Raw genomic sequence first — 13,764 nt, 5'->3', positions numbered from 1 at the left:
GCGCGGCGCAAAGGGGAGATAACGATGTTTCGAAATGTAGCAGAACTTGTGGAACGAGCGGAACGGGAACAAATAAAAATTGCTGAAGTGATGATTCGTCAAGAAATGGAAGTCACTGAGCGCAGTCGAGAGGATATCATTGCGCAAATGGAGAAAAACTTACAAGTGATGGAACAAGCCGTCATACGCGGATTAGCAGGCGTTCGCTCGCATTCTGGGTTAACAGGCGGCGATGCTCCACTCTTGCAACAATATATTGCACGCGGTCAATTTTTATCAGGGGAAACGATTTTAGATGCCGTCAGCAAAGCGATGGCGACGAACGAAGTGAACGCAGCAATGGGGATGATTTGTGCCACGCCGACAGCGGGATCGGCTGGTGTCGTCCCAGGTACGTTATTTGCAGTGAAAGAAAAACTGCAACCGACGCGTGAACAAATGGTTGAGTTTTTATTTACAGCTGGTGCGTTCGGATTTGTCGTCGCAAACAATGCATCGATTTCTGGGGCGGCAGGAGGTTGTCAAGCGGAAGTCGGTTCAGCAGCAGGTATGGCAGCGGCGGCGCTTGTCGAAATGGCTGGTGGTACACCAAGACAAGCGGCAGAAGCGATGGCGATCGCTTTAAAAAATATGCTTGGGCTCGTCTGTGACCCCGTTGCAGGGTTAGTGGAAGTACCATGTGTGAAACGAAATGCGATCGGAGCAGCAAATGCGATGATTGCTGCTGATATGGCGCTTGCTGGGATACAAAGTCGCATCCCGTGCGATGAAGTCATTGAAGCGATGTTTCGCATCGGTCAAACGATGCCTGTTGCGTTAAAAGAAACAGCACAAGGAGGGTTAGCGGCGACGCCGACCGCTCGTAAATGGGAAGCGGATATTTTCGGCAAGCCGAATGAGAAACGTGAGTGACGTATTACAACAAGCAGTCACAGCGATTAAAGGAATTGGAGAAGAGACGGCGGCTACGCTTCATGAGATGGGGATTCATACAATTGAACAACTGTTATATCATTTCCCTTTTCGTTACGAAGATTATCGCATATGTTCATTAGAAGAAGCAAAGCACGATGAAAAAATAACGATCGTTGGCAAAGTGTATAGCGAGCCTGTCCTCACATATTATAGCCGAAAAAAGTCACGCTTAACGTTTCGTGTACTTGTTGACCGGTTTTTAGTAACCGCCGTTTGTTTTAACCAACCGTATTTGAAAAAGAAGCTTGCTTTACACGAAACGGTAACGATCACAGGCAAGTGGGATAAACATCGTCAAACGATTACGGTACAACAGTTACACATCGGGGAAATGAAACAACAAAAGGAAATCGAACCGGTTTATTCGACGCGTGGCGATGTAACGGTGAAAGGTATGCGGCGTTTTATTGCGCTTGCTTTGCAACAATACAGCGATGCGATCGTCGATCCGTTACCGAACGAGCTATTGCAAACATATCGGCTTATATCAAAACGTGATGCAATACGAGCCATTCATATGCCGCTTTCGCACGAGCAACTGAAACAAGCGCGGCGCCGTCTCGTTTATGAAGAATTTTTACTTTTTCAATTGAAAATGCAAGCGTTAAAAAAATATCGTCGCGAACAGTCACCGGGCGTTGCTCATCGCTTTTCCGATGAGCAGCTTCATGCTTTTATTCAGTCGCTCCCTTTTCCGTTAACGAACGCCCAACAGCGCGTTGTGCGTGAAATTTTGCAAGATTTAAAATCACCATACCGTATGAATCGCCTATTACAAGGCGATGTCGGTTCGGGAAAAACAGTCGTTGCTGCTATTGTATTATACGCAGTGTATTTATCAGGGTATCAAGGAGCGTTAATGGTACCGACAGAAATTTTAGCTGAACAACATGCTGAATCACTTTGTTCGCTACTTGCACCGATGGGCATTCGTGTCGAGCTGTTGACGAGTTCAGTAAAAGGAAAAAGGCGTAAACAGCTACTCGAACAGCTCGCAGGAGGCGACGTTCACGTTGTTGTCGGTACGCACGCGCTCATTCAAGACGATGTGAATTTTGCGAAACTTGGGGTTGTCATCACAGATGAACAACATCGTTTCGGGGTCGAACAGCGACGTATTTTACGTGAAAAAGGACAATCGCCTGATGTATTATTTATGACGGCGACACCTATTCCACGTACGCTTGCAATTACGGCATTTGGAGAAATGGACGTGTCCGTCATTGATGAAATGCCAAAAGGAAGAAAAAAAATTGCGACGTATTGGGTTAAACACGATATGCTTGAACGCGTCTTTCAGTTTATCGCTAAACAAGTCGATGCGGGTCATCAAGCATACGTCATTTGCCCGCTCATTGAAGAATCGGAAAAACTGGATGTCCAAAACGCGATTGATGTGCATGCGATGCTGACGCACTATTATAAAGGGCGATATCGCATCGGACTCATGCACGGTCGTTTATCTTCAGAAGAAAAAGAAGAAGTGATGCGTGCTTTTAGCACAAACGACATCCATATTTTAGTTTCTACAACGGTTGTTGAGGTCGGCGTAAACGTTCCGAATGCAACGGTCATGGTTATTTATGATGCTGATCGTTTCGGTCTTGCCCAACTTCATCAGTTGCGTGGGCGCGTTGGGCGTGGACAAGCGCAGTCGTACTGTATTTTAGTTGCCGATCCAAAATCAGAAACCGGAAAAGAGCGAATGCGCATTATGACAGAAACAAACGATGGCTTTGTATTGTCTGAAAAAGATTTAGAGCTACGTGGACCGGGCGACTTTTTCGGAACGAAGCAAAGCGGCATGCCCGAGTTTCGCCTTGGCGATCTTGTTCACGACTATCGCATTTTAGAAGTGGCGCGACAAGATGCGGCGCGCCTCATTGCTTCGCCTTCGTTTTGGCGCGATGAAACATATGCGCTACTTCGTGAACATTTACAACAATCGGGCGTTTTAAACGGCGAAAAATTAGATTAAAAGTTGTTGAAATGTCACTTTGGGTGTTATATACTACTATTAGTACCTAGTAATAATTCGGATGGTGGATCGAACATGAGAAGAAATAAACGAGAACGGCAACGATTACTGCAAGCAACGATTGAAGAAAATCCTTTTATTACGGACGAACAGCTTGCCGAAAAATTTTCAGTCAGCATTCAAACGATCCGCCTCGATCGCCTAGAACTATCGATTCCGGAGTTGCGCGAGCGCATTAAACATGTTGCTGAGCGCACATTCGCTGACGAAGTGAAGTCGTTGCCTATTGAAGAAGTCATCGGGGAAATTATTGATATGCAATTAGATGAAAGTGCGATTTCGATTTTTGATGTCAAACAAGAACATGTGTTTAAACGTAATCAAATTGCACGAGGGCATCATTTATTTGCCCAAGCCAATTCGCTCGCTGTAGCAGTTATTAACGATGAACTCGCATTAACGGCAAAGGCAAACATTCGTTTTATGCGCCCTGTCAAAGAAGGCGAGCGCGTCGTCGCCAAAGCGAAAGTGAAAAATTTAAACGAAAACGGGCGCACCGTCGTCGAAGTAAATAGTTATGTAGGACAAGAACTTGTTTTTCAAGGAGAATTTCATATGTATCGCTCAAACGTTGTTAAAAAGGACGGAGAAGAAAGATGAAAATCGCGATCGATGCCATGGGAGGCGATCACGCACCGAAAGAAGTCGTGATCGGTGCACAAAAGGCGATTGAGCATTTTCAAGATATCGAAATTACGCTTGTTGGAAATGAAACCCTCATTCGCCCGTACATAACAAATGATGAACGATTATCCATTATTCATACTGAACAAGTGATTGAAGCAACAGATGAGCCTGTCCGTGCTGTTCGCCGTAAAAAAGAGGCGTCCATGGTATTAATGGCAAACGAAGTAAGTGAAGGACGTGCAGATGCGTGCATTTCTGCAGGAAATACGGGCGCTTTAATGGCTGCAGGGCTGTTTATCGTCGGGCGCATCGACGGCATTGATCGTCCTGCGCTTGCGCCGACGCTGCCAACGATTGATGGAAAAGGATTTGTATTGTTAGATGTTGGAGCAAACGTTGATGCTCGTCCAGAACATTTATTGCAATATGCGCTCATGGGTGCGGCATACGCTGAAAAAGTACGTGGCATTAGTCGCCCACGCATCGGTTTATTAAACGTTGGAACAGAGGATCAAAAAGGAAATGAATTAGCAAAAAAAGCGTTTCAGCTTATACAAGATACATCGTTAAACTTTGTCGGAAACGTGGAAGCGCGCGATTTATTAGAAGGAGTAGCGGATGTCGTTGTTACTGACGGGTTTACCGGCAACGTCGCGCTAAAAACGATCGAAGGAACGGCAATCGCTGTTTTCTCAATGTTAAAATCAGCATTGACAAGCAATGTCGTTAGCAAAATGGCGGCGCTTGCATTGAAACCACGGCTTATGCAATTGAAGAAAAAAATGGATTATGCAGAATATGGTGGTGCAGCACTGTTCGGTTTACGAGCACCAGTCATTAAAGCACATGGCTCATCCGATGCTCACGCTATTTTTCATGCGGTGCGCCAAGCGCGCGAAATGGTTGCCAATGACGTTGTACAAACGGTGAAACAATCCGTAGCTGAAATAAAACAATAAGAGGTGGCATGATGGGGAAAATCGCATTTATTTTTCCAGGACAAGGTTCACAAACGGTCGGCATGGGGAAAGAATGGGCGGAAAAAGATGAAGCAGTAGCTGCTGTTTTTCGCCAAGCGGATGAACGATTGCAAATTTCTTTGTCACAGCTCATTTTTGAAGGTCCACAAGACATATTAACAAAAACTGAAAATGCCCAACCGGCATTATTAACGACAAGCATCGCATTTTTGCAAAAAGTAAAAGAAGCAGGGATTGCTCCACATTATGTCGCAGGACATAGTCTCGGAGAATATAGTGCGCTCGTTGCGGCATCTGTGCTGTCGTTTTCCGACGCCGTATATGCGGTACGCAAGCGCGGAGAATTGATGGAAAAGGCAGTGCCGTCAGGACAAGGAACGATGGCTGCGGTGCTTGGTATGGATGAAGCGTTATTGCAACAAGTTGTCGATGAAGCATCAACGGAATCATCACCTGTTCAATTAGCAAACTTAAACTGTCCGGGACAAATTGTCATTTCAGGGGCAAAAGAAGCGGTCGAGCGAGCATCGCAACTTGCAAAAGAAAAAGGGGCGAAGCGGGTCATTCCGCTTGAAGTAAGCGGGCCGTTTCATTCCGTTTTAATGAAGCCAGCAGCAGAACAGTTTTCAGCTGTGCTTAACACATTGTCGTTTCAACTAAGTAAAGTGCCTGTCATTTCGAACGTGACGGCTGAGCCGATGACAGATCCGACGGAAATCAAACATCGTCTCGTTGAACAATTGTATTCGCCTGTTCGTTGGGAGCAATCTATACAAACGATGATTGATTTAGGTGTAGATACGTTTATTGAAATCGGTCCTGGAAAAGTATTAAGCGGTCTTGTGAAAAAAATAAACCGTCATGTCAACGTCTATTCGATTTTTGATGAAGCTTCGTTTATAGCGACGGTGGCTGCGGTGAAAGGGGAATAAAGATGGAAGGAAAAGTAGCGATTGTGACAGGAGCGTCACGTGGCATTGGGCGCGAAATTGCTTTGCATCTCGCTCGTCTTGGTGCAAAAGTAGCGGTCAATTATGCGGGAAGTGAAACGAAAGCAAATGAAGTTGTCGCTCAAATTGTCGAGCATGGTGGCGAAGCGTTCGCTGTACAGGCAGATGTCGCAAACAGCGAAGCGGTCGAGCGCATGGTGAAAGAAGTGCTTGAGCGTTGGGGGCGCGTCGATATTTTAGTTAACAATGCAGGCATTACGCGCGACAACTTGCTTATGCGCATGAAAGAAGAAGAATGGGATGCGGTCATCAATACGAACTTAAAAGGTGTCTTTTTATGCACGAAGGCGGTGACACGTCCGATGATGAAACAACGATACGGTCGAATCGTGAACGTAGCGTCCATTGTCGGCGTAAGCGGTAATCCAGGGCAAGCAAACTATGTTGCTGCGAAAGCAGGTGTCATCGGGCTAACAAAAACAGCAGCAAAAGAACTAGCGAGTCGAAACATTACGGTCAACGCTGTTGCGCCTGGATTTATTACGACAGATATGACCGATCAACTAAGCGAGGATGTGCGCCAAGCGATGCTGCAACAAATTCCGCTCGCTCGCTTTGGAAATCCACAAGATATTGCGCATGTTGTAGCGTTTCTCGTCTCAGATGGGGCAAGCTATATGACAGGGCAAACGATTCATGTTGATGGCGGCATGGTCATGTAAAAATTCGTTTTATTTTCTGATATAATTCAGTATAATGACTTGAGGGGAGGTGAATAAAATGGCAGATGTGTTAGAGCGTGTAACGAAAATTATTGTTGATCGCCTTGGTGTTGAGGAGTCACAAGTAACGCTTGAATCTTCATTCAAAGAAGATTTAGGAGCAGATTCGCTTGATGTCGTTGAGCTTGTTATGGAATTAGAAGATGAATTTGATATGGAAATTTCAGATGAAGAGGCGGAGAAAATTGTTACTGTCGGTGACGCAGTAAACTACATAAAAAGCCGTCTATCATAATAAGAAAAGTCCCGTTTTGTAAGCGGGGCTTTCTATGCTTTTTACGTTTATAGTTGGGGGTTCATATGCATGTCGAAGCAACGACCGTACGTGAAATTTAAACAGTTTCAAGAGCAAATCGGCATTTTTTTTCGCAATGAAAAATTGCTTATTCAAGCATTTACCCATTCATCATATGTGAATGAGCATCGGAAGCGGCTACATGAAGATAATGAGCGCCTTGAATTTTTAGGGGATGCTGTTCTTGAATTGACTGTTTCTCAATATTTATTTGAACAGTTTCCACAAATGAGCGAAGGGGAACTAACGAAACTGCGCGCAGCGATTGTTTGCGAACCGTCGCTCGTTACGTTCGCTCATGCGCTATCGTTTGGCGATCTCGTCTTGCTCGGAAAAGGAGAAGAGCTAACAGGAGGGCGCATGCGCCCGTCGTTGTTAGCGGACGTGTTTGAAGCGTTTATCGGGGCGCTTTATTTAGATCAAGGGATTGAAGCAGTCGTACAATTTTTAGAGAAAACGATGTTCCCGAAAATTCGCCAAGGTGCTTTTTCTCATGTGATGGATTACAAAAGTCAACTACAAGAACTTGTGCAACGTGATGGTAGCGGAGTTTTAGAATATAAAATTTTACAAGAAAAAGGTCCTGCCCATAATAAAGAATTCGTATCGCGCGTATCGTTAAATGGCGAAGAGCTCGGTATTGGAGTTGGACGCTCGAAAAAAGAGGCAGAGCAACGCGCCGCACAGATGGCATTAGCTAAGCTAAAACAATTACAACAAGGCTGATCCAGTGCGAAAGGACAGCCTTGTTTACTGTCACATCTTTTAGATAAAGGGGGATATATGTGTTCCTCAAACGTTTAGAAGCTATCGGATTTAAATCTTTTGCGGATCGCATTTCTATCGATTTTGTGCCGGGCATGACGGCAATCGTCGGTCCGAACGGAAGCGGGAAAAGCAATATTACAGACGCAATTCGTTGGGTGCTCGGGGAACAATCGGCGAAGTCGCTTCGCGGAGCAAAAATGGAAGACGTCATCTTCTCAGGAAGTGAATCGCGAAAACCGTTAAATGTCGCTGAAGTGACGCTAACGCTCGACAATAGCGATCAATTTTTGCCGCTCGAATACGAAGAAGTAAGCGTCACAAGACGCGTCTATCGTTCAGGCGATAGCGAATTTTTTATTAACAAGCAACCTTGCCGCTTAAAAGACATTGTCGATTTGTTTATGGATTCGGGTGTCGGACGCGAAGCTTTCTCAATCATTAGCCAAGGAAAAGTAGAAGAAATTTTAAGCAGTAAAGCAGAAGATCGGCGCATGATTTTTGAAGATGCAGCGGGTGTGTTAAAATATAAAATGAGGAAAAAAAAGGCTGAACACAAGCTGAGCGAAACAGAAGATCATTTGCAGCGGGTGCAAGATATTTTACACGAATTAAATCAACAGCTTGAACCGTTGAAACAACAAGCATCGATTGCAAAAGAATATATCGAGAAAAAAGAACAATTACAGACGTATGAAGTCGGCTTAATCGTCTATGAAATTGAACAGCTACATGAAAAATGGGAAGCGCTCAAAGCGCAACTCGCTTTACATGAACAAAACGAGATGGAACTAGCGACGACCATACAAAAAGAAGAAGCGCATATCGCTCAGTTGCGGCATGAACTGACAGCGCTTGATGAATCGATTGACGGCTTACAACAAGTGTTATTGCTTGTGAGCGAAGAACTCGAAAAAATGGAAGGAAAAAAACAATTATTAAAAGAGCGAAAAAACAATGCTCATAAGCAACAACAACAAATCGAACAGACGATCGCGCAACTCGCTGAGCGCGAACGTGTACTTGAAGCGACGATTGCCGAAAAAAAGAAGTTGCTTCAACAGCTTCAAACAGATGTGCGGATGCTTCAAACACAATTAAAAGAACAAAATAACGTCCTTTCCGCTTACGGTCCAAAAGCGGAGGCGGAAATTGAACGATTAAAAAGCGAATATATTGATCTCGTTCATGAGCAAGCGACGTTAAAAAATGAACGGATGCATATCGAGACACAGCTGCAAAAAAACGAAGAAAAGCAACGGCAACTCATCGCTGCAAACGATGAACATATTCAAGCATACGAGCACATCGTCGAACAATGGGAGCAAAAACAACAACACATTCAAAAACTGCAAGTGCGCATCAATAAACAAGAACAAACGCTTCAAATAGAAGAACAACAATTAACGGTGCGAAAAGAGCAATATCGCAAAAAAGAAGCAACGTTATACGAAGCATATCAATATGTACAAAAAATAAAATCAAAAAAAGAAATGCTTGAAGCGATGCAACAAGAGTACGCTGGATTTTTCCAAGGTGTAAAAGAAGTGTTAAAAGCGAAAGATCGCCTCTTAGGCATTCATGGAGCAGTCGTTGAGCTGATGACAGTGCCTTCTGAGCTAGAGACAGCGATCGAAGTAGCGCTTGGAGGAGCTGCGCAACATATTGTTGTGGAAAATGAACAAAGCGCTCGCGCAGCCATTCAATTTTTAAAGCAAAATAAATATGGGCGCGCAACATTTTTGCCGCTCAACGTCATTCAACGAAAAACGCTTCCTCCATCGGTACGTATGGACATTGCCAAACATCCAGCTTACGTTGGTGTCGCTTCCGATTTAATTTCATATGACGCGGCGTACGAACAAGTAATGACAAACATTCTTGGAACGGTCATTATTACCCGCGATTTAAAAGGAGCAAATGAACTTGCGCGCCAATTGCAATATCGTTACCGTCTCGTCACACTTGAAGGAGACGTTGTGAATCCGGGCGGAGCGATGACGGGAGGAACGGTAAATAAACAGACAAATTCGTTATTAAGTCGTGCGCGTGAGCTAGAAGAAGTGACAGCAAACTGGCGCGATGCTGAGCGAAAAACGCTGGAACTTGAACAGCTTGTGCAACGTGAAAAAGAAGCGATTGCAAAGGGTGAGCAAAAACGAACAGCGCTTTATGCCGAACTAGAAGCGAGCCGCATGGCGCTACAAGAAGAAAAAAGTGCATGGATGGAACTCGATCTTCGCAAAAAGCATATGGACGAGCGACTCGCTGTATATCGTTATGAACGACAAACGCTTGAAGAAGAAAAGCAAGAGCTTACTGCTCGCCTTCATCATGTTGTGCAATTGCTTGAGACGCTCGAGCAAAAAATTACCGACATTGACGAACAAGTAAAGCAATGGACAGAGAAAAAACAACTCGAGCAACAATCAAAAGAACAAATGCAAGAACAGCTTACCGCTTTGAAAGTGGCGCTCGCCGAAAAGCAAGAACATGTAAGAAACGAAGAGCAACACGTGCGCCGACTCATCGAAGAATGGGAAGAAACAAAGCGAACTCGTGCACAAATGGAGCATGAGCGCAACCAACTTCTCTATCATATGAATGAACAAACGGAAGATGAGCAACAACTCGAACGAATATGCGAAGAAAAAATGAAGCAAAAAGAAGAAACGATTCAACTCATCGCAAGCCGACGTGAACAGCGACTAGACTATCAAACGAAGCTTGAACAGTTCGAAAAAGAAATAAAAGAATTGAAACGTCAGCATAAACAACTAACCGATACGTTAAAAGACGAAGAAGTGAAGCTCGCTCGTTTTGATATGGAGCTCGATCACTTGTTAAACAAACTTCGCGAAGAATACAAGTTGTCATTTGAAGCGGCGAAAGAAGCGTTCCCGCTCCATATCCCTGCCCAAGAAGCGCGAAAAAAAGTAAAGCTCATCCAACTTGCCATTGATGAGCTTGGAACGGTGAACCTTGGGGCGATCGAAGAATATGAACGTGTCTCCGAACGCCATCGCTTTTTAACGGAACAAAAAGAAGATTTACAACGAGCGAAAGATACATTGTATCAAGTCATTGACGAAATGGACGATGAAATGAAACGAAGATTCGCGACGACGTTTGAACAAATTCGTGCTCAATTTGCTCGTGTGTTCGTCGAATTGTTTGGAGGAGGTAAAGCGGATTTGCAGCTGACGGATCCGAGCGATTTACTTCATACCGGTGTCGATATTGTCGCCCAACCGCCAGGAAAAAAACTACAACACTTAAGCTTATTATCAGGTGGTGAGCGGGCGTTAACGGCGATCGCTCTTTTATTTGCTATTTTAAACGTTCGCCCTGTTCCGTTTTGCGTGCTCGATGAAGTAGAAGCCGCACTCGATGAAGCAAACGTGCAACGATATGCGAAATATTTGAAAACATTTAGCAGCGAAACGCAATTTATCGTCATTACGCATCGAAAAGGAACGATGGAAGAAGCGGATGTACTATACGGAGTAACGATGCAACAATCAGGTGTATCGAAACTTGTTTCCGTTCGACTCGAAGAAGCAGCTGAAAGGAAAGGATGAAAAACGATGAGCTTTTTTAAAAAATTAAAAGAAAAAATTGCAAAACAAGCGGATACCGTAACGGAAAAGTTTAAGCGTGGCTTAGAAAAAACACGCGACTCATTCGCTGGAAAAGTAAATGATTTAATCGCTCGTTATCGAAAAGTGGATGAAGAGTTTTTTGAAGAGCTGGAAGAAATTTTAATTGCTTCAGACGTCGGTGTTGCAACGGTGATGGATTTCATTGATGAGTTGAAAATGGAAGTAAAACGCCGCAACATTCAAGATCCAAAAGAAATGTATAGTGTCATTTCCGAAAAACTCATTGACATATATCAAACAAGCGGGGACGAAACGACAGAACTAAACATCCAGCCAAACGGTTTAACGGTCATTTTATTCGTCGGTGTCAACGGCGTTGGAAAAACAACGACAATTGGAAAGTTGGCATACAAATTAAAAAACGAAGGAAAAAAAGTAATGCTTGCTGCAGGCGATACGTTCCGTGCTGGTGCGATTGAACAGCTTGAAGTATGGGGCGAGCGCGTTGGCGTTGAAGTGATTAAACAATCAGCTGGCTCAGATCCTGCTGCGGTCATGTATGATGCCATTCAAGCAGCAAAATCGCGAAATGTTGACATTTTATTGTGCGACACTGCTGGACGTTTACAAAATAAGGTGAATTTAATGAAAGAGCTAGAAAAAGTGAAGCGCGTTATTGAACGGGAAGTGCCGGGTGCACCGCACGAAGTGTTGCTTGTGTTAGATGCAACGACAGGACAAAATGCGATGAGCCAAGCGAAAACGTTTAAAGAAGCAACGAATGTTACCGGTATTGTGCTCACCAAACTAGATGGAACGGCAAAAGGTGGCATTGTGTTAGCGATCCGCCATGAGTTAAACATTCCGGTGAAGTTTGTTGGGTTAGGAGAAAAAATGGACGATTTAGAGCCGTTTAACGCCGAACAATTCGTGTACGGATTATTTTCAACGTTTATGGAACGAGAAGAGACGCAAGGAGAATGACTTGACAGCATCGGATAAAACATATACACTAAAGTCATGTAAAGGCGTTTCACTTAACAGGGGGGAGTTTCATGCTAGAAAAAACAACGAGAATGAACTATTTATACGATTTTTATCAATCGTTGTTGACACCGAAGCAACGGAACTATATGTCCCTTTATTACTTAGACGATTACTCCCTCGGTGAAATTGCCGAAGAGTACGAAGTGAGTCGTCAAGCTGTATATGATAACATTAAACGAACGGAAGCGATGCTAGAAGATTATGAGCAAAAGCTATTGCTCTTTCAAAAGTTTCAGCAACGGCACAAGCTATTACATCGATTAAAAGCGCATATAGCCGAACGCTATCCGAACGATGAAGAGTTGATGAGGATCGTTGTGGAGTTGGAGAAATTAGAGTAGGGGGCGGTAACGATGGCATTTGAAGGATTGGCCGACCGTCTGCAACATGTCATGAATAAAATTCGTGGCAAAGGCAAAGTCACGGAAGCCGATGTAAAGGAAATGATGCGCGAAGTGCGGCTAGCGCTATTAGAAGCGGATGTCAATTTTAAAGTCGTCAAAGACTTTGTAAAAAAAGTAAGCGAACGAGCTATCGGACAAGAGGTAATGAAAAGCTTAACCCCAGGACAGCAAGTCATTAAAGTCGTGAAAGAAGAATTGACGGAGCTGATGGGGGGAGAGAACAGCAAAATTGCCGTAGCGAGCCGTCCACCAACAGTCGTTATGATGGTCGGTTTGCAAGGGGCAGGGAAAACGACAACGACGGGGAAACTAGCAAATTTATTACGTAAAAAACATAACCGTAAACCGTTGCTTGTCGCAGCTGATATTTATCGTCCAGCAGCGATCAAACAGCTTGAGACGTTAGGAAAGCAGCTGAACATCCCTGTGTTTTCGCTTGGCGATCAAGTGAGTCCGGTTGAAATTGCTAAGCAAGCGATCGCAAAAGCAAAAGAAGAACATCATGATTACGTATTAATCGATACTGCGGGGCGATTGCACATTGACGAAGCGCTCATGGACGAATTAAAACAAATTAAAGAAGTGACGAAACCCGATGAAATTTTCCTCGTTGTCGATGCGATGACAGGACAAGATGCGGTCAACGTCGCGCAAAGCTTTAACGAACAGCTTGGACTAACGGGCGTCATTTTAACAAAGCTCGACGGCGATACGCGCGGCGGGGCAGCATTATCGATTAAAGCGGTCACGAACACGCCAATTAAATTTGTCGGTATGGGCGAAAAACTCGATGCGCTTGAGCCGTTTCATCCGGAGCGGATGGCTTCGCGTATTTTAGGGATGGGTGATGTGTTGACGCTCATCGAGAAAGCGCAAGCGGCTGTCGATGAAGAAAAAGCAAAAGAGCTCGAGCAAAAAATGCGCACCGCATCATTTACACTTGACGACTTTTTAGAACAGCTTGGGCAAGTGCGTAAACTCGGCCCGCTCGATGAAATTTTAAAAATGCTTCCGGGTGCAAACAAAGTAAAAGGCTTAAACAACTTACAAATTGACGAAAAACAAATTAGCCGCGTTGAAGCGATCATTCGTTCGATGACAAAAGAAGAAAAAATGAATCCAGACATCATTAACTCAAGTCGCAAAAAGCGAATTGCCAAAGGAAGCGGAACGACAGTTCAAGACGTCAATCGGTTGTTAAAACAGTTTGACGAAATGAAAAAAATGATGAAAATGATGACAACAATGCCAAAAGGGAAAAAGAAAGGATTCCGCTTCCCGTTCATGTAAACAAAACAA

Annotated in this window: 12 protein-coding genes; all 12 read left to right on the top strand. The window is 44.2% G+C overall.

Annotated elements, in window-relative coordinates; translation table 11 throughout:
• Nucleotides 1-24: 24 nt before the first annotated feature.
• The 12 genes from sdaAA to ffh all read left to right on the top strand — a co-directional run bounded on the left by sdaAA (nt 25) and on the right by ffh (nt 13,755).
• A complete protein-coding gene (gene sdaAA / locus HNR43_RS04340; RefSeq protein WP_183241613.1) occupies nt 25-912 on the top strand; it encodes an L-serine ammonia-lyase, iron-sulfur-dependent, subunit alpha in 888 nt (295 codons plus the stop codon).
• The gene (gene recG / locus HNR43_RS04335; protein ID WP_183241611.1) at nt 905-2,953 is read left to right on the top strand and encodes an ATP-dependent DNA helicase RecG; all 2,049 of its coding nucleotides are present in this window, start codon (nt 905-907) and stop codon (nt 2,951-2,953) included. Before sdaAA ends, recG begins: the two co-directional genes overlap by 8 nt.
• Nucleotides 2,954-3,028: 75 nt before the next feature.
• Complete coding sequence (gene fapR, locus HNR43_RS04330) at nt 3,029-3,613, top strand: transcription factor FapR (protein ID WP_183241609.1); 585 nt, start codon at nt 3,029-3,031, stop codon at nt 3,611-3,613.
• Entirely contained in the window at nt 3,610-4,599 is a 990-nt protein-coding gene (gene plsX, locus HNR43_RS04325; RefSeq protein WP_183241607.1) for a phosphate acyltransferase PlsX, read from the top strand. Before fapR ends, plsX begins: the two co-directional genes overlap by 4 nt.
• An 11-nt stretch (nt 4,600-4,610) precedes the next feature.
• The gene (gene fabD / locus HNR43_RS04320; protein WP_183241605.1) at nt 4,611-5,552 is read left to right on the top strand and encodes an ACP S-malonyltransferase; all 942 of its coding nucleotides are present in this window, start codon (nt 4,611-4,613) and stop codon (nt 5,550-5,552) included.
• A gap of 2 nt (nt 5,553-5,554) precedes the next feature.
• A complete protein-coding gene (gene fabG / locus HNR43_RS04315; protein ID WP_032099749.1) occupies nt 5,555-6,292 on the top strand; it encodes a 3-oxoacyl-[acyl-carrier-protein] reductase in 738 nt (245 codons plus the stop codon).
• A gap of 58 nt (nt 6,293-6,350) precedes the next feature.
• Complete coding sequence (acpP, locus tag HNR43_RS04310; RefSeq protein WP_003394967.1) at nt 6,351-6,587, top strand: acyl carrier protein; 237 nt, start codon at nt 6,351-6,353, stop codon at nt 6,585-6,587.
• 69 nt (nt 6,588-6,656) lie between these two features.
• Entirely contained in the window at nt 6,657-7,373 is a 717-nt protein-coding gene (gene rnc, locus HNR43_RS04305; RefSeq protein ID WP_032099748.1) for a ribonuclease III, read from the top strand.
• Between the two features lie 59 nt (nt 7,374-7,432).
• The gene (smc, locus tag HNR43_RS04300; protein WP_183241603.1) at nt 7,433-10,993 is read left to right on the top strand and encodes a chromosome segregation protein SMC; all 3,561 of its coding nucleotides are present in this window, start codon (nt 7,433-7,435) and stop codon (nt 10,991-10,993) included.
• Between the two features lie 6 nt (nt 10,994-10,999).
• Entirely contained in the window at nt 11,000-11,998 is a 999-nt protein-coding gene (ftsY, locus tag HNR43_RS04295; RefSeq protein ID WP_032099747.1) for a signal recognition particle-docking protein FtsY, read from the top strand.
• Between the two features lie 71 nt (nt 11,999-12,069).
• Entirely contained in the window at nt 12,070-12,402 is a 333-nt protein-coding gene (locus HNR43_RS04290) for a putative DNA-binding protein (protein WP_055441164.1), read from the top strand.
• Nucleotides 12,403-12,414: 12 nt separating this feature from the next.
• Nucleotides 12,415-13,755 carry a signal recognition particle protein gene (gene ffh, locus HNR43_RS04285; RefSeq protein WP_032099745.1) on the top strand — a complete coding sequence of 447 codons (1,341 nt, stop codon included), beginning with the start codon at nt 12,415-12,417 and terminating at the stop codon, nt 13,753-13,755.
• Nucleotides 13,756-13,764: the final 9 nt, after the last annotated feature.

The organism is Anoxybacillus mongoliensis, assembly GCF_014201515.1.
GTDB lineage: Bacteria > Bacillota > Bacilli > Bacillales > Anoxybacillaceae > Anoxybacillus > Anoxybacillus mongoliensis.
This window is presented reverse-complemented; position numbering and strand designations above follow the sequence as displayed.